The sequence below is a fragment of the Pseudoclavibacter sp. RFBB5 genome (assembly GCF_002931555.1).
Taxonomy (GTDB): domain Bacteria; phylum Actinomycetota; class Actinomycetes; order Actinomycetales; family Microbacteriaceae; genus Pseudoclavibacter.
Map to the genome: position 1 here is coordinate 188539 of NZ_PSTZ01000001.1, position 13672 is coordinate 202210.

General features: G+C 68.7%; 17 protein-coding genes and 1 riboswitch. Of the genes, 11 read left to right on the forward strand and 6 right to left on the reverse strand.

From position 1 onward, the window contains the following. Window positions 1–55 precede the first annotated feature (55 nt). The 8 genes from C5B97_RS00905 to C5B97_RS00940 all read left to right on the forward strand — a co-directional run bounded on the left by C5B97_RS00905 (window position 56) and on the right by C5B97_RS00940 (window position 4621). Window positions 56–259 (forward strand): hypothetical protein, encoded by a 204-nt coding sequence (locus C5B97_RS00905; RefSeq protein ID WP_104310266.1) that lies wholly within the window; start codon window positions 56–58, stop codon window positions 257–259. Between the two features lie 29 nt (window positions 260–288). Next, window positions 289–837 (forward strand): orotate phosphoribosyltransferase, encoded by a 549-nt coding sequence (gene pyrE / locus C5B97_RS00910; protein WP_104310267.1) that lies wholly within the window; start codon window positions 289–291, stop codon window positions 835–837. Window positions 838–848: 11 nt separating this feature from the next. After that, window positions 849–1391, forward strand: coding sequence for a septum formation family protein (locus tag C5B97_RS00915; protein ID WP_104310268.1), 543 nt, complete (start codon window positions 849–851; stop codon window positions 1389–1391). Between the two features lie 39 nt (window positions 1392–1430). After that, window positions 1431–1856 carry an SRPBCC family protein gene (locus tag C5B97_RS00920; RefSeq protein WP_104310269.1) on the forward strand — a complete coding sequence of 142 codons (426 nt, stop codon included), beginning with the start codon at window positions 1431–1433 and terminating at the stop codon, window positions 1854–1856. 98 nt (window positions 1857–1954) lie between these two features. Next, the gene (locus C5B97_RS00925) at window positions 1955–2143 is read left to right on the forward strand and encodes a hypothetical protein (protein ID WP_146080684.1); all 189 of its coding nucleotides are present in this window, start codon (window positions 1955–1957) and stop codon (window positions 2141–2143) included. A gap of 43 nt (window positions 2144–2186) precedes the next feature. Then, entirely contained in the window at window positions 2187–2384 is a 198-nt protein-coding gene (locus C5B97_RS00930; RefSeq protein ID WP_104310271.1) for a hypothetical protein, read from the forward strand. A 75-nt stretch (window positions 2385–2459) separates the two neighbouring features. Beyond that, a riboswitch (FMN riboswitch) is annotated at window positions 2460–2586 on the forward strand. Window positions 2587–2687: 101 nt separating this feature from the next. Continuing rightward, window positions 2688–3497 (forward strand): ABC transporter permease, encoded by an 810-nt coding sequence (locus tag C5B97_RS00935; protein ID WP_104310272.1) that lies wholly within the window; start codon window positions 2688–2690, stop codon window positions 3495–3497. Between the two features lie 56 nt (window positions 3498–3553). Next, the gene (locus tag C5B97_RS00940; protein ID WP_104310273.1) at window positions 3554–4621 is read left to right on the forward strand and encodes an ABC transporter substrate-binding protein; all 1068 of its coding nucleotides are present in this window, start codon (window positions 3554–3556) and stop codon (window positions 4619–4621) included. A 347-nt stretch (window positions 4622–4968) separates the two neighbouring features. On the opposite strand, the gene C5B97_RS00945 is transcribed toward C5B97_RS00940, so the two are convergent. From C5B97_RS00945 to C5B97_RS00960, 4 genes are all read right to left on the reverse strand, one after another. After that, window positions 4969–6366 carry an aldehyde dehydrogenase family protein gene (locus tag C5B97_RS00945; RefSeq protein WP_104310274.1) on the reverse strand — a complete coding sequence of 466 codons (1398 nt, stop codon included), beginning with the start codon at window positions 6364–6366 and terminating at the stop codon, window positions 4969–4971. Further along, the gene (locus tag C5B97_RS00950; RefSeq protein WP_104310275.1) at window positions 6363–7274 is read right to left on the reverse strand and encodes a carbohydrate ABC transporter permease; all 912 of its coding nucleotides are present in this window, start codon (window positions 7272–7274) and stop codon (window positions 6363–6365) included. The genes C5B97_RS00945 and C5B97_RS00950 overlap by 4 nt, the downstream gene beginning before the upstream one ends. A gap of 1 nt (window position 7275) precedes the next feature. Further along, window positions 7276–8148, reverse strand: a complete 873-nt coding sequence (locus C5B97_RS00955; RefSeq protein ID WP_211892138.1) for a carbohydrate ABC transporter permease — start codon at window positions 8146–8148, stop codon at window positions 7276–7278. A 103-nt stretch (window positions 8149–8251) separates the two neighbouring features. Further along, window positions 8252–9577: a sugar ABC transporter substrate-binding protein gene (locus C5B97_RS00960; protein ID WP_181026844.1), complete on the reverse strand. Its 1326-nt coding sequence runs from the start codon at window positions 9575–9577 to the stop codon at window positions 8252–8254. Between the two features lie 121 nt (window positions 9578–9698). On the opposite strand from C5B97_RS00960, the gene C5B97_RS00965 reads away from it, so the two are divergent. The 3 genes from C5B97_RS00965 to C5B97_RS00975 are packed head-to-tail and all read left to right on the forward strand — an operon-like array spanning window position 9699 to window position 12416. Then, on the forward strand, window positions 9699–10361 hold the full coding sequence (locus C5B97_RS00965) for a GntR family transcriptional regulator (protein ID WP_104310278.1): 663 nt from the start codon (window positions 9699–9701) through the stop codon (window positions 10359–10361). Next, window positions 10354–11283, forward strand: coding sequence for a dihydrodipicolinate synthase family protein (locus tag C5B97_RS00970; protein ID WP_104310279.1), 930 nt, complete (start codon window positions 10354–10356; stop codon window positions 11281–11283). Before C5B97_RS00965 ends, C5B97_RS00970 begins: the two co-directional genes overlap by 8 nt. Beyond that, window positions 11280–12416: a mandelate racemase/muconate lactonizing enzyme family protein gene (locus C5B97_RS00975; RefSeq protein WP_104310280.1), complete on the forward strand. Its 1137-nt coding sequence runs from the start codon at window positions 11280–11282 to the stop codon at window positions 12414–12416. The genes C5B97_RS00970 and C5B97_RS00975 overlap by 4 nt, the downstream gene beginning before the upstream one ends. Here the strand turns inward: C5B97_RS00975 and C5B97_RS00980 are convergent. Beyond that, a complete protein-coding gene (locus C5B97_RS00980; protein WP_104310281.1) occupies window positions 12413–13063 on the reverse strand; it encodes a TMEM175 family protein in 651 nt (216 codons plus the stop codon). The two genes, C5B97_RS00975 and C5B97_RS00980, sit on opposite strands and share 4 nt — an antisense overlap. A gap of 17 nt (window positions 13064–13080) precedes the next feature. Next, on the reverse strand, window positions 13081–13650 hold the full coding sequence (locus C5B97_RS00985) for a sugar O-acetyltransferase (RefSeq protein WP_181026873.1): 570 nt from the start codon (window positions 13648–13650) through the stop codon (window positions 13081–13083). Between the last annotated feature and the right edge of the window lie 22 nt (window positions 13651–13672).

Below are 13672 nucleotides of genomic sequence, written 5' to 3' on the forward strand. Positions count from 1 at the left end.
CCGGAAGCATCCCGAGACAACGAAGGCCAGGCAGGCGCCGGCCGGAGGAGGCGTGATGAAGACGAACAGCGTGATTGAGACCAAGGAGCTCGACTCGACGACGTCGAGCGGCGCCGACGAGACCCGGCCCGCCGCAGCGCACGGTGGCGGCCCGGCCCCGAGCCGCGATGCCCACGGCCTGCCGACGGGGGCCGCCCTGCGGGAGTGGCGCCGCGCGCATCCCAGGGCCACGATCGCGGACGCCATCGCCGCGCACTGACGGGCGCGGCGGGCGATTAGGCTTGGCCCGTGACGACAGACCGCGACGCCCTCATCGAACTCATCCGCGACGAAGCCGTGTTCCACGGTGACTTCACCCTCACGAGCGGGAAGAAGGCGACGTACTACATCGACCTCCGCAAGCTGAGCCTCGACCACCGCGCGTCTCCCCTCATGGGCCGCGTGCTGCTCGACCTCGTCGAGGAGTTCGGGCCCGTGGACGCTGTGGGTGGCCTCACGATGGGCGCCGACCCGCTCGCGAGCGCCGTCATGCACCAGGGGCTCGCGCAGGGCAAGATCGTCGACGCGTTCGTCGTGCGCAAGGAGCCGAAGGACCACGGCCGCGGCCGCCAGGTCGAGGGCCCCGACCTGGAGGGCAAGCGGGTCGTCGTGCTCGAGGACACCTCCACGACGGGCGGCTCGCCGCTGAAGGCCATCGAGGCCCTCGAGAAGGTCGGAGCGAACGTCGTCGGCGTCGCCGTCATCGTCGACCGCGCCACGGAAGCGCAGGGCATCATCGAGGCCGCGGGCTACCCGTACCGTGCCGCCATCGGCCTCGAAGACCTGGGCCTCGCCTAGGCGCTCGCGGCGTGACCAACATCCGTGGAGCAGCTGGGCGCCGCAACCGCGGCGTGCTGGCGGCGCTGCTCGGCGTGCTCGTCCTCGGCGGGGTCGCGCTCGGAGTCTGGCTCCAGCCGTTCGGCGACGGGACCGTGCCGCCAGAAGAGACCGCCAGCCCGCCCACGACGACGGTGCCGCTCGCCGGCGTCGATGCCTCCCTGCTCGAGCCTGGCCAGTGCATCCAGGACTTCGTGTCGGCGTGGGAGCCACGCTTCGAGGCCGTCGACTGCGCCCTCGAGCACTCCGGACAGCTGCTCGCCGAGGTCGAGGCGACACCCCTCTCCGAGAGCGACGAGTACCCGGGCGAGGAAGCGCTGCGCGACCGCGCCCAGATCACCTGCCAGGCGACGGACGTCCTCGACACGACCGTCGCGGCGACCCTCCCCGGACTCGTCATCGAGGCCAGCTACCCGCTGAGCCAGGACGACTGGGACGCAGGGCACCGCAGCTACCGCTGCTTCGCCTCCACACCGGGAGCATCCACGACTGGCTCGCTCACTGCCAGCGAGTAGTCCGGCGGCAGCCCAGGGCGCGACGACTACCCTGATCGCATGACCTTCGTGAGTGAATCCATCGACATCGATGTGCCCGTCGACGTGCTGTTCAGCCTGTACGCGGAGCCGGAGTCGCTCCCCAGCGTGCTCAGCATCGTGAAGCACGTCGAGGTGCTCGGCCCCGACCTCATCCGCTGGGATGTGGAGCTCGTCGGCCAGCGTCGGTCCATCGACGCGAGGGTCGTCGTCAACGAGCCGGGCGAGCGCCTGCGCTGGGAGTCGGTCGAGGGGCGCGCGTCCTTCGCCGCCGAGGTGCGCACCGAGGCGATCACGCCAGCGAGCACCCGCGTGACCGTCGACGCCGAGTTCGACGCCGGTGGCATCGCCGAGCGCCTCGGCCTCGCGAAGCCCATCGCCGCCGCCGCCATCGCCAGCGAGCTCCGCAACGCGAAGAAGAGTGCGGAGGCGCAGGCCGCGCAATAGCGCGTGCGGGAAGCTGGGCGGGAGCGGATAGCCCGGTGAGCCTCCGCTGAAGACCCTTGAAGGGTCGAGCGCCATCTGACCACGATGGACGCATGTCCATGGCAGAACCATTCATCCCCCGCCCCCACGAGCAGCGCGAGATGCCCGCCGCCTTCGAGCCTGGCCCAGGTGCGCCCGGTGCCGCCGGAGCCGAGCCTCCAGCCCAGCAGCCCGACGTCCTGCCGCCGCCCGACCCTGAGGAGCAGGCCATCGAAGACGCGGGCCTCGACGACGACATCAACCGCTGAACGACAGCAACCGCTGAACGACCGCAGCCGAGACGGAGGAATCATGAGCGACACCAACGAGTTCTCGAACCCGAGCACGATGCCCGACCGGAACGACCCCGAGCCCGCAGAGCCGGACGCGGTCGACTCGGACACGGTCATCGACGACAAGCCGGACTCCGCTGAGGGCGTCGACGCGCCGGACAGCCCCGTCGACTACGCCATCAAGGTGGCGCGGGGCGACCACTCGACTGAGGCCTGACCCAGCTGTTCGCTTGACGCGGAGCGTCACGAGGTCGCGCTTCGCAGGGACCTGTCGTACTCTGACAGCAGAGTCCACGTGCTCCGGGGTCGGTGTAATTCCGAGCCGGCGGTTATAGTCCGCGACCTGCTCCCGCAAGGGAGTGGCTGATCTGGTGAAATTCCGGAACCGACGGTGAAAGTCCGGAAGGGAGGTGCACGTGACGGCACGCCTCGGCGTACCGTCAGCTCGTGGAATCCGCTGACCTGTTCGGCGAACCCACGCGCCTCGTCATCCCCGGAGCTTTCCACGAAAGCCGGGTAGATGAACACGACGTCAGCACGCATCTCCGCACCGATCTCGGTGGCGGTCGCGGTGCTCGCTGTGTGGTGGGCCGTCACGGCCGCCGGTCTCATCTCGCCGCAGTTTCTCCCCGCGCCGGGACAGCTCGCCGAGCGCTTCTGGCTCGACGTGACGCAGGGGCCCATGCTCTCCCACGCCTGGGTGACGCTGTCCGCGGCCCTGCTCGGCAGCCTCCTCGCGATCCTCGTCGCTGTCCCGCTCGGCTACCTCATCGCGCGCCTGCCCTGGGTCGACGTCGCGATCACCCCGTACGTCGCCGCGTCGCAGGCCGTGCCGGCCATCGCGCTGGCCCCGCTGCTCGTGCTGTGGATCGGCTACGGCCTCGCGCCCACGGTCGTGCTGTGCGCCATCATGTCGTTCTTCCCGATGATCGTCACCACGGTGCTCGGGGTGCGGCAGCTCCCGCAGGACGTCATCGAGGCCGGCCGCATCGACGGCGCCAACTGGTACCAGCTGCTGTGGTGGGTCGAGGCCCCGTTGGCGCTGCCCAGCGTGCTCGCCGGAATCCGTGCCGGCGTGACGCTGTCGATCACGGGTGCCGTCGTCGGCGAGTTCACGATGGGCGGCCGGGGCCTCGGGATGCTCCTCACCCTCAACCGCGACGCCAACGACATCCCTGGCATCTTCTCCACGCTCCTCATGCTCGTCCTCCTGGCCGTCGCGCTGTACATCCTCATGCGCCTGTTCCAGAACGCCGTCACCTGGAACGACGACGAGCCCAAGACGAAGCGACGAGCCCGCGTGCTCGCCGACGAACCCCTCCCCGCCTGACCCGAACCCCCCTGACCAAAACCGCCTGACCCGCCCATCTCGACCAGGAGACGCCCATGAACCTTCACCTCAACACCGCAGGCCGCGCTGCTCGCGGCCCTCGGGTACTGCGCTCCCTGGTCGCTGCGGGTGCTGTGGCGGCCATGGCCGTGCTCGCCGGATGCTCGACCTCCCCCGATGGCAACGCCACAGACGTGACGGCCGAGCCCGCGGGAGCCGCCACCATCGGCCTCACGTACACCCCGAACATCCAGTTCGTGCCGTTCTACGTGGCCGAGGCGAAGGGCTTCTTCGAGGATGAGGGCGTCGATGTCGAGCTGCGCCATCACGGTGAAGGCGAGGACCTCTTCGGGGCTCTCGCGAACGGCACCGAGGACTTCGTGTACGCGGGCGGCGACGAGATCACGCAGGCCCGTGCCGCAGACATCCCCGTCACCTCGGTCGCGACGCTCTACAACACGTACCCGGCGACGCTCATCGTGCCGGAGGACTCCGACATCAAGACGGCAGCGGATGCACGCGGCAAGACGATCGGCACGCCAGGACCCTACGGGCAGACGTACTTCGCGCTGCTGTCGCTGCTGCAGAGCAACGGGCTGACGGCGGACGACGTGAAGATCGAGCACATCGGCTACACGCAGCAGGTGGCGCTCACGACCGGCGCCGTCGACGGGGTCATGGGCTACGTCAACAACGACGCGGTGCAGTTCGAGAAGGCCGGCTTCCCGGTGCGCACGATCGAGATCGCGCCGGCGGACGCGCCGACCCTCGTCGGGCCGTCGCTCGGCGTCGCCGATTCGATCATCGAGGGCGACGACGCCACGATCACACCCGTGCTCGAGGCGCTTGCCCTCGCGACGCAGTACGTGATCGACAACCCGGACGAGTCGATCGACATCGCCGCCGAGTACATCCCGACCCTCTACACCGACGAGGCGAAGAGCGACGCGCTCGCGACCCTCGAGGCGACCATCCCGTTCCTGTCCGCACAGGACGGGCAGCCGCTCTTCACGAACGACGCCGAGGTGTGGGCCACGATGGCGACGTTCATGAGCGAGCAGGACCTGCTCGAGAAGCCGCTCGAGGGTGACGCCTTCACGAACGCGTACGTGCCGCAGGGCTAGGAGGCGGTCGCCTCCGGGCCCTGCGGCACGTAGGTCACGCGGGCCAGATGGTGCCGCTCGAAGCCGAGCCGCACGGGGCCGGGCGTGACCACCCGCCCGTGTTCGTGACGCGGACGCCGATGTCGATCGTTCCGTCGACGGCGACGGTCAGCTCGCGCGGCCCGACCGAGGCCCAGTCGGTGGACCCGTACCCGAGCCCGTGGCCGAAGGGGATGGCGGCTCGCAGGGTCGCGAAGCCGGTCAGGCATTCCTCGTGCGCGCTGGCCGGGATGCCGAAGCGCTGCGCGGCGACGACCCGATCCTGCCGCGAGCGGTGTCGTTCCAGGCGTTGCCGCTCTGCGCCGCGCTCACGCGTCCGCCCCCTCCCACACGCCGTCGACTCGACGGGGCACGCGCGACCGCGGATCCTCCCTGAGCTCGTCCGGCAGGAACCTGTCCGGCGTGCTCTGCCAGGTCACTGCTCGCATCCACCTGTCGATGGCCGATGCCCCGACGGAGGTGCTGGAGGCGTTCGTCGATGCCGGGTACGGCCCTCCGTGCGTCGTCGCCCAGGCCACGCGGACACCCGTCGGCACGCCGTTGACGATGACCCGGCCGCTCGTCGATGCGGCCGCGTCGAGCAGTTCGTCGATCGCGTCGAGGTCCTGGCCTGTCGCGCGCACGGTCGTCGTGAGCTGACCCCCGAGCGCACGGAGCGTTCCGGGGACCTCGTCAAGCGACCTGTAGGTGACGAGCAGCGCTGCCGGGCCGAAGACCTCCTCCTCCAGCGTGCCCGCGAGCTCGCCCAGCGAGGTGATCCCGAGCATCGCCGTCTGGCCCTGCGACGTCGCCCGGCCGTCGACGAGGGCCCGCACTCCCGCCCGCCGCCAGTCATCGAGACGGTGCTCGTATCGCTCCGTGATCCCGGGGGAGAGGAGCGGCTGGGGCTCGGCGTCGGCGATGCGCCCGGAGATGGTGGCGATGAGCGTCGCCGCCGACTCCGGGATGAAGATCAGCCCCGGCTTCGTGCAGAGCTGTCCGGCGCTCGCGGTGACGGCCGCGGCCAGCTGCTCGGCGAGCTCCTCGGCATCGGTCTCGGCGGCCTCTGGCGCGACGACCGTCGGATTGGTGCTGCTCATCTCCGCGAACACCGGGATCGGGGTCTCCCTCGCCGCAGCGAAGTCGAAGAGCGCCCGCCCGCCTGACACCGAGCCGGTGAAGCCGACGGCCGCCACGGAGGGATCCTCGACGAGTGCGCGGCCCGCATCCCGTTCGGTCACGATCCGGAGGGCACCGACGGGGAAGCCGTTCGACTCGAGTGCGTCGCGGACCACCAGGTGGGTCGCCCTGCTCGTCTCGGGGAGGCCGGGATGCGTCTTCACGACCACGGGGCAGCCCGCGGCGAGGGCGGAGACCGTGTCCCCGCCGAAGACGCCGAAGGCGAATGGGAAGTTGCCCGCCGCGAAGACGGCGATCGGCCCGATCGGTACGCGCATTCGGCGTAGCTCCGGCGCGCCAGGCGCCTCGTGGTCGATCGCCGCGTCGAGGTAGCTTCCTTCGTCGATGAGGTCGGCGAACAGCTCGGCCTGCGAGGCCGTGCGTTCGATCTCCCCACCGAGGCGGGCTGCGCTGAGGCTCGTCTCGGCGGCCGCGATCGCGACCAGCTCCGATGCATCCTCCCGGATGGCGGCCGCCGCGGCGCGGAGCCCACGGGCGCGAACACCGCGTTCCGTGTTCCGAAGGAGGGTCCAGGCGTCGACGCTCACCCCTTGACCGCCCCAGCGCTGAGGCCCTGAACCAGGTACTTCTGCACGTAGGCGAAGACCGCGACGACGGGCACGACCGCGACGACGCCGCCGGCTGCCAGCGCGCCGAAGTCGGTCCCGAACTCGCCGAGCAGGTAGCTCAGCCCGACCGGGATCGTGAACTGGTCCTGGGAGGTGATGAACATGATCGCGAAGAGGAAGTTGTTCCACGCGCTGATGAAGGCGAACGAGCCGACGGCGACGATGCCCGGCTTGAGCAGCGGCAGGACGACGGTGATGAAGGCTCTGAACCGAGAGCATCCGTCGACCCACGCCTGCTCCTCCAGGTCGATGGGCACGTTGCGTATGAACCCGGCCATCAAGACCAGCGAGAGTGGCAGCTGGAAGACCGTGTCGGAGATGATGAGCGCCCAGAGCGAGTTCGTCAGGCCGAGCCCGTTGAAGACCTGGAACAGGGGGATCAGCAGCATCGCACCTGGGATGAACTGCGTGCAGAGCATGATCAGCACGAACGCCGACTTGCCCTTGAAGGCGAACCGGGCGAGCGCGTAGCCGCCGAGGAGGCCGATGACGGTGGAGATGACAAGGCTCACGCCGGCCACGTACAGGCTGTTGAGGAAAAAGACCCCGAAGCCGTTCCCGTTCCACACCTTGATGAAGTGGTCGAAGGTGATGGGCCATGGCACCAGCGAGGTCGAGCCGGCTGGGCGGAAGGCGAACAGCAGCATCCAGTAGAACGGCACGAGCGTGAAGATCAGCGCGATCGTCAGCGGCACGGCGAGCAGGAGCCGGTCGAGCAGCGACTTCGGCCGCGGCTTGTTGAGCGGAGCCTCCTTCTTGCTCGTGGGCGTCTCGGGCTCTGTGGGCGCCGGAAGGCCCTGCGGCTGCGCGAGTGTGGTGAGGGACATGTCAGTTCTCCCGTCCGAAGCGGTTCGCTCGGAGATAGATCACGGTGAACACGATGAGGATGATGAAGGCGATGACGGTCAGCGCCGACCCGTAGCCGAACTCGCGGTCGAAGATCGCGGTCTGGGCGACGTAGAGGGGAAGCGTGGTCGTCGAACCGGCGGGCCCACCGCCCGTCAGCGTGAAGAGGAGGTCGACGTTGTTGAACTCCCACACCGCCCTGAGCAGGGTCGCGATGACCACGGCCTGGCGCACGTGCGGCCAGGTGATCGACACGAACTTGCGGATGCGACCCGCACCGTCCATCTCGGCGGACTCGTAGAGGTCCTGCGGGACCGACTGCAGGTCGGCGAGGATGAGGATCGCGAAGAAGGGCGCGCCCTTCCAGAGCTCGGCGAGGACCGCCGCCCAGAACGCCGTTCCCTCGCCGGACAGCAGCGAGGTGCCGTACTGGACGAGGCCCATGTCGGCCAGGTAGCGCCCGAGGCCCGTCGTCGGGTTGTAGATGAGCAGCCAGATCGTGGTGGTGAGGATGCCGGCGACCGCCCACGGCGTGAAGACCAGCGAGCGCACGATGCCTCGGCCCTTGAACGCCTGGTTGATGAGGAGGGCCAGGATCATCCCGAAGATGAACTGGAGGCCGACCTCGACGATCACCCACTGGAACGTGAAGCCGAGACTGCGCCAGAACTTCTCGTCCGAGGCGATGTCGGCGAAGTTGCCGAGCCCCACGAAGCCGTTGTAGATCGGGAACGTCGGGTTGTACTGCTGGAGGCTGTAGTAGAAGACGCTGCCTACGGGGTAGACGAGGAAGATCAGGACCAGCGCGGCGGCCGGGGCGATCAGTGCGTACGGGTACCACTTCGTGCGGTTCATCTTCGGCCTTGGCGGCTTCGTCTGGGGGACCGTTTTCGTCATCATTTCCTTTCCACCGTGGCGGGAGAGAGAGCTCCCGCCACGGCGCGGCTTGATCGCAGGATCAAGATGTGAGTTCTTGGTACCGTTCGTTGGCCTCGGTGAGTGAGTCCGCCCACTTGGTGCAGAACTCGGTGACCGTCATCTGCCCCTGGAGGACGCGCTGCCAGTCGGGGAGCATGTCGGTGCCGGTGATGGACGTCCACTCGGGCAGGTAGTAGGGCACGTTCATGGACACGGCGTCGGGGTTCTGGCTCGACGCGATGGCTGCTGAGATGGCTGGGTTGTCCTGCACCCACTGGTCCTCGAACACCGCGGTGTTGCCGGGGATGTAGCCGGAGGCCTCGGCCCAGAAGCTGTTGCCCTCCTGGCCCATCGTGAACTCGAGGAACTTGGAGGCGGCCTCCTTCTTCTCGCTCTGCTCGAACATCGCGAAGCCGGTCGTGAGGCGTCCGATCACCTCGACGCCGTTGTCCGCCTCGTACGGGGTGTTGACGGCGATCTGCTCGGGCTCGAGAGTCTGCAGCATGGTCGGGTACGAGCCGATCGAGTGGCTGAGCATGCCGGCACCGCCGCCGGTGAACTGCGCGATCATCACCTTGAAGTCGGCCGTCAGGTCGCTCTCGGCGGTCGTCGTCTTGTAGAGGTCGACGTACTTCTGGGCGGCCTCGATGACCGCCGGGTCGTCGAGGGTCGCCTTGCCGCTCTCATCGAAGATCTCGGCGATGCCTGCTCGCGTGTAGACCATCTGCATGAACTGCGGGAAGAAGCCGTTGCCACCGCGGATGGTGTACCCGAACTGTCCGGACGACTGGTCGGTCAGCGCGGCCGCTGCCGCGTCGAACTCGTCCCAGTTCTCCGGCACGCCGAGGCCCGCATCCGCGAGCCAGTCGGCCCGGTAGTAGATGGTGTCGGCGATCGCCGTGGCCGGTGTCATGTAGAGGGCCCCGTCTGGGACGGCCTTGCGCGTGCTGTCGACGAGGCCGGGGTCGAGCTGCTCCTCCCATCCGCCCGCCTCGATGAGGTCGTCGATGGGGGCGAGCGCGCCCTGGGCGACGAGGCCGGAGAGATCGGAAGCCTTCGGGGTGACGAGGTCAGGGGTCGAGTTCGTCGCGATCGCGGTGCCGATCTTCTGCATGTAGGAGTCGGTCGGGAGCCCGAGGTACTCGATCTTGATGTCCGGGTTCTCGGCCTCGAACATGGAGATGAGCTCTTGGAGGCTCTCCGTCCGCTCCGGCCTGGTGTCCGTATCCCACAGCTGCAGCGTGACGACGCCGTCCTCCGCGACGTCGCCTCCGCCCGCGCAGGCTGTCAGCGCGAGTGTCGCGGTGAGTGCGCCGGCAAGCGCTGCGGTCGTGAGCTTCCGTCTCCGGGGGTGAGAACGCGTCATTGCGATTCCTTTCGTGGCCTCGTTGCCGTTGCACCGTCGAGCGGCGATGCGGTCGATCATATACTAGACACCATACATGCTCTATCAGATCGTGCTAGTGTCCATTTCGAAGGAGGGCCACATGAGCTTTGAACCCTTGGCCCCGATGGCGACGCCGTTGTCGCGTACTGGGCATGTAGTTGAATCGTTGAGGAAATCGATCCTCTCTGGAGCACTTCGAGCGGGGCAGCCCCTGGTCGAGTCAGAGCTCGCCGCGAGCTTCGGGGTGTCGAAGACCCCCGTGCGCGAAGCGCTGAAGACGCTGGCGGGACTCGGCTTGGTCACGATGATGGAGTACCGCGGTGCCGTGGTCCGCTCCGTCGACTACGAGATGGCGCGTGCCGTCTTCGAGGTGCGCTGCCTGCTCGAGCCGGAGGCTGTCAGGCTCGCGGTCGGCAACGGCATCGATCTGACCGCGGCACAGCACGCGCTCGAGCGCTCTGAAGCCGCGAAGGACAGCGCCGAGCGGAGCATCGCCAACCGCGACTTCCACCGGCTGACCTACGCGAGCTGCGGCAACCCCCTCCTGCTCTCCATGCTCGACGACCTGCGCGACCAGACGGCGCTCATCAGCGTGACGGCCTGGCAGAACGGGATCACCTGGGTCCACGAGGCGCACGAGCACGTCGCGATCCTCGAGGCCGCCGCGCGAGGCGACGCCGAAGAGGCCAAGCACCTCGTCGACCTCCACATCCGACGCTTCACCGAACACGCCCTCACTCTCCTGGAGGAACACCATGCATGAGCAAGCAGCCCGCCTCTCGGACGTCGTGGCGATCCCGGTGACGCCGTTCGCCGACGGCGCCATCGACTTTCAGACCCTGAGATCAGTGCTCGACCGGATGCTCGACGCGGGCGTTCGGGTCCTCACCCCCAACGGGAACACTGGCGAGTTCTACGCGCTCCGCCCCGACGAGCGCCTCGACATCGTGCGTGCCGTCTCGACCCACGCGAGCGGCAGGGCGCTCATCGTCGCCGGAGTGGGCTTCGACACCGACACGGCGATCACGGATGGCCGGGCGGCGGCAGAGGTCGGCGCCGAGATGGTCATGATCCACCAGCCCGTGCATCCCTACATCTCCCGCACGGGGTGGATCGACTACCACGCGACGATCGCGGACGCGCTCCCCGAGCTGGGGGTCGTGCTCTACGTCCGGAACCCGTGGGTGGACGGCTCGATGATCGCGGAGCTGGCGGCCCGGAGCCCGAACGTCGTCGGCGTCAAGTACGCCATCGCCGACCCGGTCATGTTCGCCCGGGTGCGCAGCGCAGCCCCGCAGCTCGCCTGGATCGCCGGCCTCGCCGAGCCGTACGCGCTCTCCTACTTCGCGCACGGGGCGACCGGCTTCACCTCCGGCCTCGTCTGCGTCAACCCGGGCCTCTCCCTCGAGCTGCTGGACGCGTTGCGGGATGGCGACACGGCGACCGCGCGTCGGCTCACGGAATCCATCCGCGAGTTCGAGGAGCTCCGCGCCCTCGACTCCAACGCCAACAACGTGAGCGTCATCAAGGAGGCGCTCTTCCAGCTCGGCGTCGGCTCACGAGCCGTCCGCCCGCCGAGCGCGGAGGTCGACGCAGCGACGGCGGCCCACGTGTCGCGCATCCTCACTGCGTGGTCGGCCAACCACGAGCTGCACTCGCACGCAGACCTCGCGGCGAGCGCATGAAGATCGTCGGGCTGGAGGCCTTCCTCGCCCGAGTCGGCGACCGGCCGCGCGTGCTTGTCCGTCTCGACACGGACGAGGGCATCTCGGGCTGGGGTGAGGCCTACAACCACGGGCCCGACGAGGCGCTGTTCCCCATCTTCCAGTTCCTGCTCGAGCAGATCCGGAACGAGGACCCGACGCGGGTGGAGCACGTCACCCAGAAGCTGCTTCGGCTCGCCCGCTTCCCCCCTGGCGCGATCGGGCTCGCCGCGATCGCGGCGCTCGACCACGCGATGTGGGAGATCAGCGCCGTCTCGCTCGGGGTGCCCGTCTACCGGCTCCTCGGGGGACAGGTGAGGGACAGGGTCGGCGTGTACTGCGGGCTGTACTCGGCCCCGGACCCGGAGGATGTGCGCGACCGCACCGCGGAGCTCAACGAGACCTACGGGTTCACGTCGTTCAAGCTCAGCCCGTGGCGGACCGACATCCACGACCGCAGGTGGGGGCTCGTCGTCAACGAGGTCGCGTCCTACTTCGGCGCCATCCGTGAGCACGCGGACCCGCGGTGGGAGTTCGGGTTCGACGCCCACGCGCAGGTCTTCGAGCCGTACAAGGCCATCGAGCTCGGCAATGCGCTCGCGCCGTTCCAGCCCATGTTCCTCGAGGAGCCGCTGCGGCCAGAGCACTTCGCCTCGTGGGGGCACCTCCGGGACCGGCTCGACGTTCCCCTCGCGACTGGCGAGAGCCTCTACTCCGCGCACGAGTTCCTCTCGCTGTTCAACGCGGGCGGCGTCGACATCGCACAGCCCGACATCGCCGTCGTCGGCGGCCTGTCGCAGATGCGTCGCATCGCGACGGTCGCGGAGCTGCACAACGTGATGCTCGCGCCTCACAACCCGATGGGTCCGCTGGCGACCGCGCACAACGTGCACTTCGCGGCGGCCTGCAGCAACTTCCTGACGCTCGAGTACAAGTTCGACGAGACCACGTGGTGCCCGGATCCCTATGTTCCGGAGGGCGGCTACCTCGAGCTGCGGGACGACCGACCGGGCTGGGGTGTGACGATCGACGAAGACGCGCTGCGGGCGTCCGACACCACGGTGTGGCACCGGCGCCTCGACATCAGGCCTGACGGAGCCTGGGGCTGGGCCTAGCTGTCCGCTGTGCCGTCCCCGTCGCGTTCGGCCATCCGCTTCTGGATGGCGGACGTGACGGGGCCGGTCAGGAGCAGCAGCAGCCACGTGTAGCGCGCCGGGTCTGGCCCGAAGAGGAACGCGACCGGGATGGACAGGGCGAACACGGCCGGCACGACGAACGTGAAGGCTGAGCGGCGGCGAGCCGCGACCGAGTTCTCCGTCAACCCGCGGCGCACCGCGATGACCCAGATCACGTGCTGCGCGAGGGACGCGCAGATGATGCTGATGGCGTAGACCACGACGGGCAACGGCTGCGAGTCGACCGTCGACTCGCTCATCGACGCAGTTGTGAACGGCAGCACCACGATGAAGAACATGGCCACGATGTTGGCGTTCAGCACCGCGCCGTCGAGCGCGTCGACCTGCCCCATGAGGCGGTGGTTGACCTTCCAGAAGTTCGCGATCACGAAGAAGCTGATCGTGAACGCCAGCAGCTGGTCGAGCACACCGGAGCCGGCGAAGGCATCCCAGCTCGTCCAGTGCTCGGCCGTCGGCGGCTTGATGTCGACGATCAGCAGGGTGATCGCGACCGCGTAGATGGCGTCGAAGAAGGTCAGCCCTCGGTCGAACTCGGTGGTGCCGCGTGCGTAGCTGCGTGAAGCCATGTGGGGGATGCTCCGTGCTAATCGAGGGTGCGGATGACCTTCGCCGGGTTGCCGACGACGTTCGACGGCAGGTCCTTCGTGACGACGGCTCCGGCACCCACGACCGTGTTCTCGCCGATCGTGACGCCCGGGCAGACGATGACGCCCCCGCCGAGCCAGACGTTATCGCCGAGCGTGATCGGCTCGCCCGCTTCGCAGCCGGCGCGCCGGGGCTCCGGGTCGAGCGGATGCGTCGGCGTCAGCAGCTGCACGTTCGGCCCGATCTGGCAGTGCGCCCCGATCGTGATCGGTGTCACGTCGAGGGCGACGAGACCCACGTTCACGAACGTGCCGGCGCCGATCGTGATGTTCGAGCGGTAGTCGACGTACAGGGGCGCCTTCACGGCAACCCCCTCGCCGAGGCTGCCGATGAGCTCCGCGAGGATCTCGGACGCGCGCTCCCCGTCGACCGGGAACGTCGCGTTGTAGTCAGCCTGCAGCCGGGTGGCGCGTTCCGCACCCGCCGCCAGCTCGGGGTCGTCCGCGTGGTACAACTCACCGGCGAGCATCCGCTGCTTCATCGTGCGGCCATCGTCGAGGTTCAGCATCATGGCGAGAACACTAGCGTGC

What these genes read in the sequence shown, in the direction of transcription:
- C5B97_RS00905 (WP_104310266.1), top strand. Translation starts at nt 56, where the DNA reads ATGAAGACGAACAGCGTGATTGAGACCAAGGAGCTCGACTCGACGACG.
- C5B97_RS00920 (WP_104310269.1), top strand. Translation starts at nt 1,431, where the DNA reads ATGACCTTCGTGAGTGAATCCATCGACATCGATGTGCCCGTCGACGTG.
- C5B97_RS00925 (WP_146080684.1), top strand. Translation starts at nt 1,955, where the DNA reads ATGGCAGAACCATTCATCCCCCGCCCCCACGAGCAGCGCGAGATGCCC.
- C5B97_RS00930 (WP_104310271.1), top strand. Translation starts at nt 2,187, where the DNA reads ATGAGCGACACCAACGAGTTCTCGAACCCGAGCACGATGCCCGACCGG.
- C5B97_RS00935 (WP_104310272.1), top strand. Translation starts at nt 2,688, where the DNA reads ATGAACACGACGTCAGCACGCATCTCCGCACCGATCTCGGTGGCGGTC.
- C5B97_RS00940 (WP_104310273.1), top strand. Translation starts at nt 3,554, where the DNA reads ATGAACCTTCACCTCAACACCGCAGGCCGCGCTGCTCGCGGCCCTCGG.
- C5B97_RS00950 (WP_104310275.1), bottom strand. Translation starts at nt 7,274, where the DNA reads ATGTCCCTCACCACACTCGCGCAGCCGCAGGGCCTTCCGGCGCCCACA.
- C5B97_RS00955 (WP_211892138.1), bottom strand. Translation starts at nt 8,148, where the DNA reads ATGAACCGCACGAAGTGGTACCCGTACGCACTGATCGCCCCGGCCGCC.
- C5B97_RS00960 (WP_181026844.1), bottom strand. Translation starts at nt 9,577, where the DNA reads ATGACGCGTTCTCACCCCCGGAGACGGAAGCTCACGACCGCAGCGCTT.
- C5B97_RS00965 (WP_104310278.1), top strand. Translation starts at nt 9,699, where the DNA reads ATGAGCTTTGAACCCTTGGCCCCGATGGCGACGCCGTTGTCGCGTACT.
- C5B97_RS00970 (WP_104310279.1), top strand. Translation starts at nt 10,354, where the DNA reads ATGCATGAGCAAGCAGCCCGCCTCTCGGACGTCGTGGCGATCCCGGTG.
- C5B97_RS00975 (WP_104310280.1), top strand. Translation starts at nt 11,280, where the DNA reads ATGAAGATCGTCGGGCTGGAGGCCTTCCTCGCCCGAGTCGGCGACCGG.
- C5B97_RS00980 (WP_104310281.1), bottom strand. Translation starts at nt 13,063, where the DNA reads ATGGCTTCACGCAGCTACGCACGCGGCACCACCGAGTTCGACCGAGGG.
- C5B97_RS00985 (WP_181026873.1), bottom strand. Translation starts at nt 13,650, where the DNA reads ATGCTGAACCTCGACGATGGCCGCACGATGAAGCAGCGGATGCTCGCC.